Origin of the sequence: Lentzea miocenica (assembly GCF_033949945.1) — a bacterium.
Taxonomy (GTDB): Bacteria; Actinomycetota; Actinomycetes; order Mycobacteriales; family Pseudonocardiaceae; genus Lentzea; species Lentzea miocenica.
In genome coordinates this window covers 152,079-167,644 of record NZ_JAXAVW010000008.1, presented here as the reverse complement: position 1 = coordinate 167,644, position 15,566 = coordinate 152,079, and the positions used below count along the sequence as shown (strand labels likewise).

Annotated in this window: 18 protein-coding genes; 12 read left to right on the top strand and 6 right to left on the bottom strand. The window is 68.2% G+C overall.

Features of this window, described 5'->3' with window-relative positions; all coding sequences use genetic code 11:
- The first annotated feature begins 47 nt into the window (after nucleotides 1-47).
- Nucleotides 48-707, top strand: coding sequence for an endonuclease NucS (gene nucS / locus SK803_RS11915; RefSeq protein WP_319965970.1), 660 nt, complete (start codon nucleotides 48-50; stop codon nucleotides 705-707).
- On the opposite strand, the gene SK803_RS11910 is transcribed toward nucS, so the two are convergent.
- Complete coding sequence (locus SK803_RS11910) at nucleotides 708-917, bottom strand: hypothetical protein (protein WP_319965969.1); 210 nt, start codon at nucleotides 915-917, stop codon at nucleotides 708-710.
- A gap of 186 nt (nucleotides 918-1,103) precedes the next feature.
- Between SK803_RS11910 and SK803_RS11905 the strand changes: the two genes are divergently transcribed.
- The 4 genes from SK803_RS11905 to SK803_RS11890 all read left to right on the top strand — a co-directional run bounded on the left by SK803_RS11905 (nucleotide 1,104) and on the right by SK803_RS11890 (nucleotide 5,885).
- The gene (locus SK803_RS11905; RefSeq protein WP_319965968.1) at nucleotides 1,104-2,795 is read left to right on the top strand and encodes a sodium:solute symporter family protein; all 1,692 of its coding nucleotides are present in this window, start codon (nucleotides 1,104-1,106) and stop codon (nucleotides 2,793-2,795) included.
- An 11-nt stretch (nucleotides 2,796-2,806) separates the two neighbouring features.
- On the top strand, nucleotides 2,807-3,043 hold the full coding sequence (locus SK803_RS11900; RefSeq protein ID WP_319965967.1) for a hypothetical protein: 237 nt from the start codon (nucleotides 2,807-2,809) through the stop codon (nucleotides 3,041-3,043).
- A 227-nt stretch (nucleotides 3,044-3,270) separates the two neighbouring features.
- A complete protein-coding gene (locus tag SK803_RS11895) occupies nucleotides 3,271-4,278 on the top strand; it encodes a DUF3558 domain-containing protein (RefSeq protein ID WP_319965966.1) in 1,008 nt (335 codons plus the stop codon).
- 101 nt (nucleotides 4,279-4,379) lie between these two features.
- Nucleotides 4,380-5,885 carry an aldehyde dehydrogenase family protein gene (locus SK803_RS11890; protein ID WP_319965965.1) on the top strand — a complete coding sequence of 502 codons (1,506 nt, stop codon included), beginning with the start codon at nucleotides 4,380-4,382 and terminating at the stop codon, nucleotides 5,883-5,885.
- Nucleotides 5,886-5,906: 21 nt separating this feature from the next.
- Here SK803_RS11890 and SK803_RS11885 read toward each other — a convergent pair whose 3' ends face one another.
- On the bottom strand, nucleotides 5,907-6,899 hold the full coding sequence (locus SK803_RS11885) for an ABC transporter substrate-binding protein (protein ID WP_319965964.1): 993 nt from the start codon (nucleotides 6,897-6,899) through the stop codon (nucleotides 5,907-5,909).
- Between the two features lie 144 nt (nucleotides 6,900-7,043).
- Here SK803_RS11885 and dhaK point away from each other — a divergent pair, with 144 nt between their 5' ends.
- The 5 genes from dhaK to SK803_RS11860 all read left to right on the top strand — a co-directional run bounded on the left by dhaK (nucleotide 7,044) and on the right by SK803_RS11860 (nucleotide 12,479).
- Complete coding sequence (gene dhaK / locus SK803_RS11880; protein ID WP_319965963.1) at nucleotides 7,044-8,036, top strand: dihydroxyacetone kinase subunit DhaK; 993 nt, start codon at nucleotides 7,044-7,046, stop codon at nucleotides 8,034-8,036.
- Nucleotide 8,037: 1 nt separating this feature from the next.
- Entirely contained in the window at nucleotides 8,038-8,664 is a 627-nt protein-coding gene (gene dhaL / locus SK803_RS11875) for a dihydroxyacetone kinase subunit DhaL (RefSeq protein WP_319965962.1), read from the top strand.
- Entirely contained in the window at nucleotides 8,661-9,368 is a 708-nt protein-coding gene (dhaM, locus tag SK803_RS11870; RefSeq protein WP_319965961.1) for a dihydroxyacetone kinase phosphoryl donor subunit DhaM, read from the top strand. The genes dhaL and dhaM overlap by 4 nt, the downstream gene beginning before the upstream one ends.
- A 690-nt stretch (nucleotides 9,369-10,058) precedes the next feature.
- On the top strand, nucleotides 10,059-11,834 hold the full coding sequence (locus tag SK803_RS11865) for a 3-hydroxyacyl-CoA dehydrogenase family protein (RefSeq protein ID WP_319965960.1): 1,776 nt from the start codon (nucleotides 10,059-10,061) through the stop codon (nucleotides 11,832-11,834).
- Between the two features lie 57 nt (nucleotides 11,835-11,891).
- Nucleotides 11,892-12,479, top strand: coding sequence for a DUF3558 domain-containing protein (locus SK803_RS11860; RefSeq protein WP_319965959.1), 588 nt, complete (start codon nucleotides 11,892-11,894; stop codon nucleotides 12,477-12,479).
- Here the strand turns inward: SK803_RS11860 and sigJ are convergent.
- Nucleotides 12,476-13,378: an RNA polymerase sigma factor SigJ gene (sigJ, locus tag SK803_RS11855; RefSeq protein WP_319965958.1), complete on the bottom strand. Its 903-nt coding sequence runs from the start codon at nucleotides 13,376-13,378 to the stop codon at nucleotides 12,476-12,478. The genes SK803_RS11860 and sigJ overlap by 4 nt on opposite strands.
- A 45-nt stretch (nucleotides 13,379-13,423) precedes the next feature.
- On the opposite strand from sigJ, the gene SK803_RS11850 reads away from it, so the two are divergent.
- Nucleotides 13,424-13,795 (top strand): hypothetical protein, encoded by a 372-nt coding sequence (locus SK803_RS11850; RefSeq protein WP_319965957.1) that lies wholly within the window; start codon nucleotides 13,424-13,426, stop codon nucleotides 13,793-13,795.
- On the opposite strand, the gene SK803_RS11845 is transcribed toward SK803_RS11850, so the two are convergent.
- Nucleotides 13,792-13,998, bottom strand: coding sequence for an FmdB family zinc ribbon protein (locus SK803_RS11845; protein ID WP_319965956.1), 207 nt, complete (start codon nucleotides 13,996-13,998; stop codon nucleotides 13,792-13,794). The two genes, SK803_RS11850 and SK803_RS11845, sit on opposite strands and share 4 nt — an antisense overlap.
- A 32-nt stretch (nucleotides 13,999-14,030) precedes the next feature.
- On the opposite strand from SK803_RS11845, the gene SK803_RS11840 reads away from it, so the two are divergent.
- Nucleotides 14,031-14,324, top strand: a complete 294-nt coding sequence (locus SK803_RS11840; protein WP_319965954.1) for a hypothetical protein — start codon at nucleotides 14,031-14,033, stop codon at nucleotides 14,322-14,324.
- A 1-nt stretch (nucleotide 14,325) separates the two neighbouring features.
- Here the strand turns inward: SK803_RS11840 and SK803_RS11835 are convergent, their stop codons facing one another.
- Nucleotides 14,326-15,018, bottom strand: coding sequence for an alpha/beta fold hydrolase (locus tag SK803_RS11835; protein WP_319965953.1), 693 nt, complete (start codon nucleotides 15,016-15,018; stop codon nucleotides 14,326-14,328).
- Entirely contained in the window at nucleotides 15,018-15,563 is a 546-nt protein-coding gene (locus SK803_RS11830; RefSeq protein WP_319965952.1) for a GNAT family N-acetyltransferase, read from the bottom strand. Before SK803_RS11830 ends, SK803_RS11835 begins: the two co-directional genes overlap by 1 nt.
- Between the last annotated feature and the right edge of the window lie 3 nt (nucleotides 15,564-15,566).

Here is a 15,566-nt window from a genome sequence, read left to right as displayed (position 1 = left end):
ACCGTACCTAACGTCCTGATTCTGGACACACCCCGTAGCCTGTCGCGGTGCGTCTCGTCATCGCTCGCTGCCAGGTCGACTACGTAGGCCGACTCACCGCCCATCTGCCCATGGCTCAGCGCCTGCTGCTGATCAAGGCCGACGGCTCGGTGTCGATCCACTCCGACGACCGCGCCTACAAGCCGTTGAACTGGATGAGCCCGCCCTGCTGGCTGATCGAGGACCCGGACATCTGGACCGTGCAGAACAAGGCGGGGGAGAAGCTGATCATCACCCTCGAAGAGATCATGCACGACTCCAAGCACGAGCTCGGCCCGGAGCCCGGCCTGCAGAAGGACGGCGTGGAAGCCGACCTGCAGAAGCTGCTCGCCGAGCACGTCACCACCCTGGGCGACGGCTGGTCCCTGGTGCGCCGCGAGTTCCCGACCCCGATCGGCCCGGTCGACCTGATGTGCCGGGACTCCTCCGGCAAGTCGGTCGCCGTGGAGATCAAGCGGCGCGGCGAGATCGACGGCGTCGAGCAGCTGACCCGGTACCTGGAGCTGCTCAACCGCGACCCGCTGCTGGCGCCGGTGCAGGGCGTGTTCGCGGCGCAGCAGATCAAGCCGCAGGCTCGGGTGCTGGCAGAGGACCGCGGGATCCGGTGCGTGGTGCTGGACTACGACGCGTTGCGCGGGATCGAGCCGGACGAGTTCCGCCTGTTCTGATCAACCGCTGCCGAACATGCCGATGGCCTGGATCGCCGCTGTGAGCGAGTGATCCGGGCCTGAAGTTTCGTGCGCGAGTTTGACCGCCCGCATCGGTTTGCCCGCGACTACCAGATCCATGAGTTCCGCGAGCGTTTCGTCGGACAGCGACTCCAACAACGCGAGTGCCGCCGTGTCGTGCGCTTCGGCGCGCGAGTCGAACCCGGTCATGCCGCGAGTCTCGGTGAACGAACCTCCGTCCGCACCACGTTTTCGCACGCCGCGGACTTCAGTGAGCGCCCCAGATCGGGTCGTGGTTTCGTGATCATGCACACGGGGTAAGAAGTCGCGCACCTGGAGTACTGTCCTCTCCTGGTCGATGATGTTCGACTTTGTTGAAAGTCTTGGAGGTGGGCGGTGTCGGTGTTGGCCGAGGCGGACCTGCGGCTGGACGCGGGACCGATCGACTACGCGTTGCTCGTCATCTACTTCGTGGTGGTGCTCGGCATCGGCGTGATGGCGCGACGATCCGTCTCCTCCAGCCTCGACTTCCTGCTGTCCGGGCGGTCGTTGCCGGCGTGGGTCACCGGGCTCGCGTTCATCTCGGCGAACCTCGGCGCGCTCGAGCTGATGGGCATGACGGCCAACGGCGCGCAGTACGGCATGGCGACCGTGCACTACTACTGGATCGGCGCCATCCCCGCGATGGTGTTCCTCGGTCTGGTGATGATGCCGTTCTACTACGGCTCGAAAGTGCGCAGCGTTCCCGAGTTCATGCGCCGCCGGTTCGGCAAACCCGCCCACCTGGTCAACGCCATCAGCTTCGCCGTCGCGCAGATCCTGATCGCGGGCATCAACCTGTTCGCGCTCGCGGTGATCATCGACGCGCTGCTCGGGTGGCCGTTGCCGGTGTCCATCTGCGTCGCGGCGCTGGTGGTGCTCGCGTACACGACGCTCGGCGGCCTGAGTGCCGCCATCTACAACGAGGTGCTGCAGTTCTTCGTCATCGTGGCCGCGCTGGCGCCGTTGACGATCGTCGGTCTGATCAAGGTCGGCGGCTGGCAGGGGCTCGTCGAGAAGGTGACGGACCAGGAGCAACTGAGTGCCTGGCCCGCGACGGAACTCACCGGGATCAACAGCCCGGTGTGGAGTGTCATCGGATTGGTGTTCGGTCTGGGCTTCGTGTTGTCGTTCGGTTACTGGACGACGAACTTCGCCGAGGTGCAGCGCGCGATGAGCGCCAAGTCGATGTCGGCGGCCAAGCGCACGCCGATCATCGGTGCGTACCCGAAGGCGCTCATCCCGGCGATCATCATCATCCCCGGCATCATCGCCGCGGTGATCGTGCCGGAGATGGCGCAGCTCAAAGCCGGTGACACGAGCGGTGGCGTGGCCTACAACGACGTGCTCCCGCTGCTCATGCGCGACCTGTTGCCCAACGGCATTCTCGGCATCGCGATCACGGGTCTGCTGGCGAGCTTCATGGCCGGTGTCGCGGCGAACGTCAGCTCGTTCAACACCGTCTTCACGTACGACCTGTGGCAGGACTACATCAAGAAGGACCGGCCGGACGAGTACTACCTGCGCATCGGGCGTCTCGCCACGGTCGGCGCGTGTGTGCTCGCGATCGGCACGGCGTTCATCGCGGCGGCGCTCGGCGGGTCCAACATCATGGACTACATCCAGGCGCTGTTCTCGTTCTTCAACGCACCGCTGTTCGCGACGTTCATCGTCGGCATGTTCTGGAAGCGGATGACGCCGACCGCCGGTTGGGTCGGTCTGCTCGCGGGCACGTTCACCGCGATGTTCATCTACGCGATCTCGGAGCCGTCGTTCGGCATCGAGCTGCTGGAGCTGCCGGGTCAGGGCGCGAGTTTCCTCGGCGCGGGCCTCGCGTTCGTGGTCGACGTCGTCGTGAGCGTCGGGGTCAGCCTGGTCACGCGGCCGAAGCCGGACAGCGAACTGGTCGGGCTGGTCTACAGCCTGACGCCCAAGAAGGACAGGTCGCACTCCACCACCGGTGAGGACGCCGGCTGGTACCGCTCGCCCGCCCTGCTCGGCGGCGGAGTGCTGGCGCTGACGACCGTTCTCTACTTCTTGTTCGGCTGAGGGAGGCCGCTGTGAGGTTGTTCGACCTGCGATTGATCATCGCTTTCCTCTTCGGCCTGTACGGCGTCGTACTGGTCGTCATCGGGTTCGGGTTCACGTCCGACGACGACCTGAAGAAGGCCGAAGGGGTCAACATCAACCTGTGGGCCGGCATCGCCATGGTGGTGCTGGCGGCGTTGTTCGCCGCGTGGGCGATGCTGCGCCCTCAGTTCGCGGACACGGACAAGCAGCCGCTCAAGGAGCTATGACTGGGGACGACCAGGGTAAACAGGGTTGAAGGCCTCGATCGTCCACGCGTCGAGCCAGTTGAATGCGCGGCGAATTCGGTTTCGCACGTCTCTCCTTCTGTCGGGGTCTTCACCCAGTACAGCGCGTTGATCTTCTGAATCGTTCCCGTAGCGCTGGGTGACATGTGCCACGGGGTAACTCGGGGTACCGCCCACGAGCGCACGCAAAGGTCGCTACCGTGCACGTCGTGCCTCGTTTTCGTGCCGCCGCCGTGGTCGCCGCCGCTGCGTTGCTGATGGCCGGTTGCGCCACCGGTCCTGGTCTGGCGAAGACCAACTCGCCGCGCCGCACCGTGCAGGCGGGCGCCGACGCGACCTCGACCGACCCGTCGACCAAGTCGTCCGCACAGCCGAACAAACCGGTCGAGCCGGCGTTCGCCGCGGAACGGCTGCGGCTGGTCAACCCGTGCGCGTTGATCGAGAAGGACGTGCTGCAGACGGTCGGCACGCCGTCGAAGTACTCCAGCAGCAGCTACACGCGCTGCACGAACTACATGAAGGACAAGGCCGGCAAGACGCTCAACATCACGATGGACATCGGCTACTCCGTGACGTCCACCGAGCTGAAGAACGCGACCAAGCAGCTCGCGGGGCTGAAGAGCAGCGAGCAGAAGCTGACGACCTCGTGCGCGATCGCGGCGGTGACGCAGGAGAACCCGGCGCAGGCGGCCCGGATCTCGGTGGGCACCGGCAGTGACGGCGGCGACGCGTGCGAGCCGGCGCGCAAGGTGCTCGAAGGTGCGGTGCGCAAGCTCCGGGGCAACCCGCAGAAGTACAACCCGCCGAAGGGTTCGCCGGTCGAGGTCGACCCGTGCACGATCGTCGAGAAGTCGACCCTCGCGCCGGTGCTCGGTGCCTCGCCGCGGCAGCTCGCCTTCGGCCTGCACCAGTGCTCGTGGTCGGGACAGGGCGCGGAGATGCAGATCGAGTTCAAGACGGCCCGCATCCCGAAGGACGGCAAGTTCGACTCCAAGTCCGTCGAGGTGGATCTCGGCAACGGGGTCAAGGGCTACCAGGCGCTCAAGGACGGACCGTTCCCGACCTGCGAGCTGGTCGTCGTCCGCACGAAGGACGCGAGCGACGCCGGTGAGATCGTGGAGTTCCAGCTGGGAGCTTCGAAGGACAAGGAGCTGGACCGCTGTGCCGCGGTCCAGACGTTCGGCAAGGCAGTGCTGCCCAGCCTCCCCGCCGCGTGACGGTGACCTGGCCCGGGGATGTGACGGGGCCAGGCGGGGGCTGAAAGTTGTGTGAGTACGCGTTAGTGTCGAGGTTACTGGCGAGTACCTGGAGGGCCCTCATGACGCAGACCGCTTCCGACAGCGCGCTGTCGGCCGATGGCGAGCAGCGGCGGTTCGCATCACTGGACCCGCGTACGGGCGAGGTCGTCGCGCATCACCCGATCCACACGGCGGCCGAGGTCGATGACGCGGTGTCCTCGGCGCGGGACGCCGCGGCGTGGTGGGCGGGCCTCGGTTTCGAAGGACGCAAGACCAAGCTCGACGCGTGGCGCAGGGTCCTGTCGCAGCGCTCGGACGAGTTCATCACGTTGATCAGCGCGGAGACCGGCAAGCCCGCCGACGACTCCCGCGTGGAGATCGCGCTCGTCATGGACCACCTGCACTGGGCCGCACGGCAGGCCGGGCGCGTGCTGGGCAAGCGACGGGTGTCCTCGGGCATGCTGATGGTCAACCACGGCGCGACGCTCGAGTACCGGCCGTTGGGCGTCATCGGCGTCATCGGGCCGTGGAACTACCCGGCGCACACGCCGATGGGGTCGATCTCCTACGCGCTGGCCGCCGGCAACGCCGTGGTGTTCAAGCCGTCGGAGTTCACTCCGGGTGTGGGCACGTTCCTCGCGTCCACGTTCGCCGAGGCGGTACCGGAGTACCCGGTGTTCCAGGTGGTCACCGGCTTCGGCGAGACGGGCGCCGCGTTGTGCGCCTCGGGCGTCGACAAGATCGCGTTCACGGGCTCCACGCGGACCGGCAAGAAGGTCATGGCCGCGTGTGCGACGACGCTGACGCCGGTGCTGGTCGAGTGCGGCGGCAAGGACGCGTTGATCGTCGACTCGGACGCCGACCTGACCGCCGCCGCCGAGGCTGCGATCTGGGGTGCGGTGTCGAACGCCGGCCAGACGTGCGCGGGCGTGGAGCGGATCTACGTGGCTGAGGACGTCGCCGACGAGTTCGTCGAGATAGTGGTGAAGCGGGCGAAGAAGCTCAAGCCGGGCGGCGAGCCGAACGCGAACCTCGGGCCGATCACGATGCCGGCGCAGGTGGAGATCATCCGCGAGCACGTGCAGGACGCGCTGGACCGCGGTGGCAAGGCGCTGGTGGGCGGGCCGGACTCGATCAGGCCGCCGTACGTCGAGCCGGTCGTGCTGACGGACGTGCCGGAGGACTCGCTGGCCGTCACCGAGGAGACCTTCGGGCCGACCGTGGTGATCAAGCGCGTGCCGAACGCGCTGGAGGGCGTGCGGCTGGCGAACCAGTCGAAGTACGGGCTGGGCGCCGCCGTGTTCTCGAAGTCGCGCGGCGAGGAACTGGCGGCGGAGCTGCGGGTCGGCATGGTGTCGATCAACTCGGTGCTCACCTACGCGGCGATTCCGGGGCTGCCGTTCGGTGGCGTCGGTGACTCCGGTTTCGGGCGCATCCACGGTGACGACGGGCTGCGCGAGTTCGCTTACGCCAAGGCCGTGACGAAGCTGAAGTTCGCGTCGCTGATCAACATGGCGACGTTCGACCGGTCCTCCATGGCGGGCAAGCAGATGCTGCGGCTCGCGCGGATGCTCTTCGGACGCTGAGCACCCGCGCGGCCGGGAGCCTTACACGCCGAGCTGCTTCTTCATGTCGTCCAGGACCACGTTCGCGGCGAGCACGCCGAGGCCGAGGAAGTAGGTCTCGTCGAGCACCGGCTTGGCCTTGCCGGTCTTGACGGCGTTCAGGCCGGTCCACAGCGGACCGCCGACCACCGAGGCCGTCGCGGTCTTGGCCGGGTCGCCGTAGGTGGAGTAGAGGATGAAGTCGCCGTCGGCCTTGCCGATCTGCTCCGCGCTCACCTCGGCGGCCAGGTCGTCCACCTGGGACGGCGTCGGCTGCCCGATCTTGGCGTCGATCAGGATCGTGCCGATGAAGGACTTCTTGGCGTACAGGCGGATGCGGCCCGGCATGAAGCGCAGTGCCGTCACCGTCGGGCGCACGCCGAGCTTCTTCTCGATGGCGTCACCCGTCTCGGTGGCCTTCTTCGTGTAGTCCTCGAGCATCTTCGCGGCGTCGGCCTGGCGGTCGAGCGCGGCGGCGTTGAGGAGGAAGTTCTCCTTCCACACGTAGCCGGGGCGCACCGAGAAGACGGTGGGGGCGATCGCCGAGAGCTTCGGGTAGAGGGCTTCCGCGCGCAGCTGTGAACCCAGGATCAGGTCCGGGTTCAGCTTGGTGATCGCTTCGAGGTTGAGGTTGTTGGTCGTGCCGACGTTCTCCGGCGTGCCGCCCTTGTCGCCGATGTAGCTGGGCATCGTCGGCGAACCGTCGGTGTACGCGATGCCGACGGGCTTGATGCCGAGCGCGACGACGTTGTCGAGTTCGCCGGTGTCGAGCACGATCACCCGTTCGGGTTTCTTCTCGAGCTTGGTCTCACCCATCGCGTGCTTGACGGTGCGGGGGTACTCGCCGGGCTTCGAGGTCGTGCCGAACCCGTTGCTCAGCTCGTAGGCCTTGCCGAAGTCCTCGCCACCCTGGGCGACGGTCGGTTTGTCCGGCGCACTGGAGCAGGCGGCCAGGGTCAGGGCGACTGCGACGAGCAGCGCTGCTCTCTTCGACACGACGTTGTTCCTCCACTACGGAACGTGATGTTGACCAGCGGTTGTTAGGGCGGCCTAACGGTACCGGGGTCGTTTGCCCGTTCCGAGTGTCAGACCCCCGGAGTAAGAAGGAACACGGTCACCGCCGATCGGGAGGGCAGTTCGATGAAGAAGATCATCAACGATCCGGAAACCGTGGTGCAGGACGCGCTGCGGGGCATGCAGGCTGCCCATGCCGATCTGCTGACCGTGCATCACGACCCAGCGGTCGTCGTGCGCGCGGACGCCCCGGTGCAGGGCAAGGTCGCGATCATCTCTGGTGGCGGGTCCGGCCACGAACCGTTGCACGGTGGGTTCGTCGGGCGCGGCATGCTCGACGCGGCCTGCCCCGGCCCGGTCTTCACCTCACCGACGTCGGACCAGGTCGTCGACGCGGTCGCACGGACGGACGGCGGCGCGGGCGCGTTGCTGATCGTGAAGAACTACACCGGCGACGTGCTGAACTTCGAGATGGCCGCGGAGCTCGCGGAGTCCGAGGTGCGCAGCGTCGTGATCGACGACGACGTGGCGGTGAAGGACTCGCTGTACACGGCGGGCCGGCGCGGCGTCGGCGGCACGGTGCTGCTGGAGAAGATCGTGGGCGCGGCGGCGGAGCGCGGCGACGATCTCGCGTCCTGTGAGGCGCTGTCCCAGCGGGTCATCTCGTCGGTGCGGTCGATGGGGCTCGCCCTGACCTCGTGCACGGTGCCGCACGTGGGTTCGCCGTCGTTCGAGCTGGCCGATGACGAGATGGAGATCGGCATCGGCATCCACGGCGAGCCTGGCCGCCACCGGGTGCCGGTCAGTTCGGCGTCCGAGATAGTGTCGGCGTTGCTCGAGCCGATCCTGGAGGACCTGCCGTTCGCTTCGGGCGACCGGGTGCTGCTGTTCACGAACTCGATGGGCGGAACTCCGTTGTTGGAGCTCTACTTGGCGCACGGCATCGCGGAACAGCTGCTGGCTGATCGGGGGATCACGGTGGAACGCAGGCTCGTCGGCCCGTACATCACCAGTCTGGAAATGCAGGGCATGAGTCTCACGCTGCTGCGGCTCGACGACGAGATGATCTCCCTGTGGGACGCGCCGGTGCACACGGCCGCACTCCGGTGGGGAGTCTGAGGTGGGGTGCACGGCATCCGACGTCGTCGCGGCCCTGCGGGCGGCCGCTCTTGTGGTGCAGGAGCACCGCGACGAACTGGTGCGCCTCGACCAGGCGATCGGCGACGCCGACCACGGCGAGAACATGCGGCGAGGCTTCACCGCCGTGCTGTCCCGGCTGGACACCGAGGAGCCGGCCACTCCGGGCAAAGTGCTCAAGCTGGTGGCCACAACCCTGATCTCAACAGTGGGCGGCGCCGCGGGTCCGTTGTACGGCACGGCCTTCCTGCGCGCGTCGGCCGCGGTGGGTGACCTGGAGGAGCTGGACTGCGACGCGGTGGCACGCGCTCTGCAGGCCGCCCTGGACGGCGTGGTGGCCCGCGGCAAGGCCGTGGTGGGCGACAAGACGATGGTCGACGCCCTGACCCCCGCCGTGGCCGCCGCCGCCTCCGTGAACGGCTCGGTGGCCGCAGTCCTGTCGGCAGCGGCCGACGCAGCCGAGGAAGGCGCCGAGTCGACAGTGCCGATGGTCGCGCGCAAGGGCCGCGCGTCATACCTGGGTGAGCGCAGCGCAGGCCACCTGGACCCAGGATCACGCTCGACCGCCTTGCTGTTGCGCGCCTTCGCAGACGCGGCGGCCAAGGCATGACCGCGGCATCGGACCCCGGCCGCGTAGGGCTGGTAGTCGTCTCCCACAGCGACATGCTGGCGAACGGCCTGGCCGAACTCGCCGCCCAAATGGCGCCCGACGTCTCCGTGCTACCCGTCGGCGGCACGGACGAGGGCACCCTCGGCACCGACTACGCCTCCGTGGTCGAAGCCCTGGCGGACGCCGACTCCGGCGCGGGCGTCGTGGTCCTCTACGACCTGGGCAGCGCCAAGATGACCGCCGAGATGGCCGTGGAGTCCGCAGACGATCCGTCCCGCTACGCCGTTGTCGACGCTCCGCTGGTGGAAGGCGCGGTAGCTGCCGCCGTCGCCGCACAAGGAGGTGCCTCGCTGGCCGACGTCGCGGCCGCCGCCGAGGGCGCCTCAGGCGAGGCTCCGGTGGCCGCACCGACCCGGCCCGCCCTGCACCTCGTGCCGGATGCGGTGTCCGCGGAAGTGATGCTGACCAACGAGGTAGGGCTGCACGCGCGCCCGGCTGCGTTGCTGGCGCGGACGGTGGCTGAGCTCGATGCCGATGTCGTTGTGCGGTACGGCGACGAGGAAGCCAACGCGGCGAGCGTGCTGGCGTTGATGGGGCTCAGCGCGCCCGGCGGGAAGTCGATCACCGTGGTGGCTACGGGGAAGGACGCCGAGGAGGCGGTGCGGCGGATCGAGGAGCTGGCGGAGAGGGGGTTCGACGACTAGACGCCCCGGTGCCGCGCTGCGGCGCGGGAAAGGCGATGGGGCTGCGACGCGATGTGGGGTTGTCCGGCCAACCAGCGTCAAGCGCAGCCGATGGCGGGGCCTGGCACGGCTGCGACGGCCCGGCGATGCAGGCTGGGGCCTGCGCCGCGTCCGTGACCAGGCCGAGCGCATCCCGCGCGGTCCTGGCGGGCTTGTGACCGGGCCGGAGCACGATCGTGTCGCCGACCCGACTCGCCCATGATTGAGCCGCGCCATCGTGCAGCGTGCCCGTGGCCGGGCGCTGATCCGTGCCGTGGTCGTGCGTTGCCCGGTGGCGGCTTCGCGCCTCTGTCGCTGAGTCGGTTCGAGTCGTGCAGGGCGCCGCTGTCGCCGAGCCGGCTCAAGCCGTGCCGCACCCCGCGCACCCGTGACCGAACCGACTCGTGCCTTGGTGCTCCCGCGCACTCGTCACCGAGCCGGCTCAAGCCGTGCTGCTCGCGGCCGAGACCCGCTCCCACCCCAGATGGCGCAACTTCGCGTTGCCCCACATGGGTTCATCAGGCACAACGCCGGGTCTAGGCGTTTGCTAGACCGATAACTGTTTCGATCCTGATGGCGAAGCTCACGGCGCCCGTCCCGCCGGGGAGTGGCATAGTCGCCCGCAAGTTACTCCTTGGTAGCCCACGCTTTACCCCGCATGGGAGGTCTGCAGTGGCGCGCGAAATCAACACCGTCGGAGTCGTCGGCTTCGGAACCATGGGCGCGGGCATCGTGGAGGTACTCGCGCGCACCGGGCTCTCGGTGAAGGTGGTGGAAGTCGACGCGGCCGGGGTCGAGCGCGGTCTCGGGCACCTCGAGCACTCCACGAAGCGGGCCGTCCGGCGGGAGAAGTTGACCGAGGAAGAGAACACGGCGCTGCACGGCAGGGTTGAAACGAGCCTTGAGCTGCAGAGCCTTGCCGGGTGCGATCTGGTCGTCGAGGCGGTGCCGGAGAGTCTTGAGCTGAAGGTGCGGATCCTCAAGGAGCTGGACCAGATCCTCGAGCCCGAGGCGATCATCGCGTCCAACACGTCGTCGCTGTCGATCACCGAGATCGGTGTGGTCACCAAGCGGCCCGGCAAGGTCGTCGGCCTGCACTTCTTCAACCCCACGCAGGTGTTGAAGCTGGTCGAGGTCGTGCGCACGGTCGTCACGGAGCCGGACGTGATCACCGACGTGGTGGCGTTCGTCGAGCGGCTGGGTAAGTCGCCGGTCGTGATCGGTGACCGGGCGGGCTTCATCGCGAACGCGCTGTTGTTCCCGTACCTCAACCACGCGGTCAAGATGCTGGAGTCGCGGTACGCGACGCGTGAGGACCTGGACGCTGCCATGCGGTACGGCTGCGGTTATCCGATGGGGCCGTTGGCGCTGTTGGATCTCATAGGTCTCGACACCGCGTACGAGATCCTCGACACGATGTACCACCAGTCGCGCAACCGGCTGCACGCCCCGGCGCCGCTGCTCAAGCAGATGATCACGGCGAACCTGCTGGGACGGAAGACCGGGCGCGGCTTCTACACCTACGACGCGCCGGACTCGCCGGTCATCGTCGAGGACGCGCAGACACCGTCCGAAGTGGACACCAACACGCAGACCCGGGAAGTCCAGCGGGTCGGCGTCATCGGCACCGGCACCATGGCGACCGGCATCGCGGAGGTCTTCGCGAAGCGCGGGTACGACGTGGTGTTGCGCGCCCGCAGCCTGGAGAAGGCCGAGACGGCGATCGGCGCGGTGCGCAAGTCGCTGGACCGGGCGGTCGCCAAGGGCAGGCTCGCGGAGGCCGACAGGGACGCGACGCTGCAGCGGATCACGCCGGCCGTCGAGTTCGTCGAGCTCGCGGACTGCGATCTGGTCGTCGAGGCGGTGGCCGAGGAGATCGGGATCAAGAAGGAGGTCTTCGCGGCGCTCGACGAGGTGTGCAAGCCCGGCGCCGTGCTCGCGACGACCACGTCCTCGCTGCCCGTCATCGAGGTCGCGGCGGCCACGAGCAGGCCCGCTGACGTCGTCGGCCTGCACTTCTTCAACCCCGCGCAGGTCATGAAGCTGGTCGAGATCGTCGAGACGATCTCCACGGGCGCCGATGTGGTCGCGACGGCTCGCAAGATCTGCCTCGACCTCGGCAAGCACCCGGTGCACTGCGGTGACGTGGCCGGCTTCATCGTCAACGCGCTGCTCTTCCCGTACCTCAACGACGCGGTGAAGATGCTGGAGGCCCACTACGCGGAGGCCGACGACATCGACAACGCGATGAAGGTCGGCTGTGGTCTGCCGATGGGACCGTTCGCGCTGCTCGACGTCGTGGGTCTGGACGTGTCGCTGGCGATCCAGCGGACGCTCTTCAACGAGTTCCGCGAGCCCGGTTTCGCACCGGCGCCGCTGCTGGAGCACCTGGTCACGGCCGGTCGCCTCGGCCGCAAGACCGGCAAGGGCTTCCGCGACTACTCGTGACGGACGTGAGGTGAGCCGCTAACAGGGGCACCATGTCTCGTCTGGCATGGTGGTGGCATGCGGCGACTGGTGCTCCTGTTGGCTGTCCTCGTGCTCGCTCCCGGCTGTGCCCGGACGACCGTCGGGGGCAGTCCTGTCGCGCAGTCACCGCTCGACGCCGAGTCGCCGTTCGGCCAGGAGGGCTCGACGGACCCGAGCGCCTCCGAGGAGCCGGACCCCGAGACCGCGCCGATCGACGGCGAGGTGCAGGGCGTGTGCGCGAAGCTCAAGTGGACGGACCTGCCGTACCCAGGCGCGAAGGCCGAGACGCCGCCCACCCAGATCAACTACGACTCGACGTTCGAACAGTCGTGCCGGTGGACGACGAAGATCGACAACGTCGAGGTCGGTGTCTCCCTGCGGTTCCGCGAGGGCAAGCAGATCACGATCGAGCGCACCACCGGTGACTGGGACGTCAAGGGCCGCAAGGTCAGCTACCTCGACCGCTCCAGCGAAGAGGGCGTCGAACCCTCGTGCGTGCTGGTCGTGCCCTACGACGGTGGTGGGCTCGGAATCATCATCATCGACTCGTCCGGCAAGTTCGGCACCGTCTGCGACCAGGGCCGCAAGGTCGCCGAAGTGATGATCGACCGCGAGACGTCCTAGTCCTGGTCCTGTCCCGCGGCTCGCCAGGGCTTCAGCTTTTCCGGGTTCCGCACCGCCCAGATCCTGGTGATCTGGTCGTTCTCCACCTCGAAGGCCGCCACCGTCACCGCGACACCGCGAAGGGTCGCCACCAGGCCCGGCCTGCCGTTGACCGTCCTGGCGATGATCGTCAGATCCGGCGCGATCTTCCCGATGCCGATGAGGTAGCGGGCGATCTGCTCGCGGCCTTCCACCGGCTTCAGCACCGTGCCGACCTGGCCGCCGCCGTCGGCGACCATGACGGCCGCCGGGTCCAGCAGGGCGATCAGGGCCTGGATGTCCTGTGCTTCCCAGGCTTGCTTGAAATCTCGCACGACGTCCGCCTGCCGCGCGGCCGGGATCTCGTCGCGCCGCGATGCGCGGATCCGCCGCCGCGCGGACGTGGCCAGTTGCCGGCACGCCGCTGGGCTCCTGCCGACGATGTCCGCGACCTCGGCGAACGGGAAGCGGTAGACGTCGTGCAGCACGAAGCTCACCCGCTCCGCCGGGGTCATCTGCTCCAGCACCACCAGGAACGCCATGGTGACCGACTCGTCCAGGGTGACGCGGTCCGCCGGATCGGGTCCGCCGCCCCATTCCGCCCGGTCCGGGAGCGGCTCCGGGATCCACTCGCCCACGTAGCGCTCCCGCCTGACCCTGGCCGAACCCAGCAGGTCCAGGCAGATGCGACCGGCCACCCTGGTCAGCCACGCTCCTGGGGACTCGATGGTGTCCCGCTGGTCCGGTGACAGGGCGTACCACCGCGCGTAGGTCTCCTGCAGCACGTCCTCGGCATCGGCCAGCGAACCCAGCAGGCGGTAGGCGAGGTTCAGCAGTTGCCGCTGTTCGCTCACGATCGCGTGCACACCAGGATCAGCCAAGGTCCCCCCGCCTCACATTTTCAGCCGCTGCGTCGTCGGACTGTCATGGCCACGCAAACCACGGCGAAACCCGCCAACCTCAAGCTCCTGCACACCACCGTCGTGCTGCAGACAGCTGCCGTCTTCCTTCAGTCCGTCACCGCGGGGCTGATGATGACCCTCCCGTACGGGCACGTCCTGCACAGCGCCGGCTCGTACACGTTGTGGGTCGTGACGGTCGTTCACCTCGTCGTCGCGGTTCTCGCGTGGCGTCCGGGCGGCGGGTCACCTCAGCCCATCTGGTACGCGGCAGGCTTTCTCGCGCTGATCACCGCTCAGGTGTACATCGGCGTGTTCCACCTCACGGCGTTGCACGTTCCGCTCGCCGCCGCGCTGCTCGTCGCCAGCGTGGTCTACCTCTTCCGGATCCGGCGCTAGCCGCAGCAACCTCCACCGCAACAACCGCCGCCGCCACCACCGGCGGGCTGCTGCTGGGTGCCGCCGATCCCGGCCATGGACAGCAACTTGACCGTGTCCGGATGACCGTCGGGGCAGCTCGCCGGCGAGGACGACTCGCTCATCGGGCGCTGCAACTCGAAGGTGTCGTCACAGGTTCGGCAACGGAACTCGTAGGTCGGCACGGCCTGATTCTACGAGCGGTTACCGTTTGGTGGTGCCACGTCGTAACAGCCCCAAGCCAGAAGATCCCCGACCCGTTGGTGGCGGCGTCGGCTGGGCGCGCGCCGAGCCGGGCCCTGACGGTGACTACCTGGTCCGCGCCATCTCGGGCGCGCAGGCGCAGAAGACCTACCGGTGTCCCGGCTGCGACCACGAGATCCGTCCCGGCACGCCGCACGTCGTCGCGTGGCCCGCCGAGGACACCGGCTCGGTCGAGGAACGCCGCCACTGGCACCAGTCCTGCTGGGACTCTCGCGGCCGCCGTGGCCCGACCTCGCGTCGTTGGTGAGTTAGAGCCCGACCTGAACGCGCCACCGTTCGAGCCGCGCGCGGAACTCTTCGGGTTGCTCGACCGGCGGTAGATGTCCCGAGTCCTCGATGCGTTCGCTCGTCGCGTGCCGCAGCGTGACCGCGAGCTTCGCGGCCACGTCGGGAGGCGTGAGCTTGTCGTGCTCGCCCACGAGCACCAGCGAGGGCACGTCCACCTTCTCCAGCACCTCCGTGGAGTCCGGCCGCTTCGCCATCGCGCGTTGCCACCACGCCACGTCCTCGGCCTGCTGCTCCAGAATCATGGTGCGCACCAACGCCCGTGCGGTGTCGGAGGCGTTCGGGCCGAGCAGGTTCGGCAGCATCGCGTCCGCGAGCCACTCGCCAACGCCCTCGCGCTCCACCCGTTCCGCCATCGCGAGCCGCGTTTCGACGGCCTCCGGTGCGTCCGCGCTGTGCTTGGTGTCGACGAAAACGAGGCCCTTCACCCGTTCCGGAGCACGCCTGAGCAACGCCATCGCGACGTAGCCGCCCATCGAACAACCGCCGAGCACGACCTGGTCGAGGTTGCGCGCGTCGAGCTCGGCCAGCACGCCGGACGCGACCGTGTCGAGGTCCGGCTCTCCGCTGCCGCGCAACGAGGGCGTGAACGCGTCCGGCACGTCCCACATCCGCGAGTCGAGCGGAAAGGCGTGCAACAGCACCAGGTCGTTCATCAGCTCTCCCACTCCGGTGCCAGCAACGACCACACCTCGAGATCCTGCCGAACCCCGCGATGCACGTGGTACGAGCGCAGCACCCCGTCCTTGGTCATCCCGAGCCGCCGCGCGACCGCGATGCTGGCCGCGTTCTTCGACGACACCATCCACTCAACCCGATGCACGCCGCGCTCGCGAATCGCCCAGTCGATCAGGATCCGCGCCGCCCGCGTGATCAACCCCTTGCCGGTCGCCGCCGGTTCAAGCCAGCACCCGACCTCGGCTCGCCCCTGCGGGATGTTCATCTCGCGGAACAAAACGCCGCCGACCAGCTTGTCGTCGAGCCAGATCCCGTAGATGCGCGCGGTGTCGTTGGCGGTGTTGTCGGCGTAGCGCTGCAACAGACTCCGCGCGCCCTCAAGGTCTTTCGCGGCGTCCGCGAACCCGATGTGCGTGCCGATGAACTCCCTGCCGCGCTCCATGTGCGTGAAGAACTCCTCGGCCTGCCACGGTTCCAACGGCCTCAGCTCGGCCCCGTCGCCCAACGACCTCACGAACATCATTTC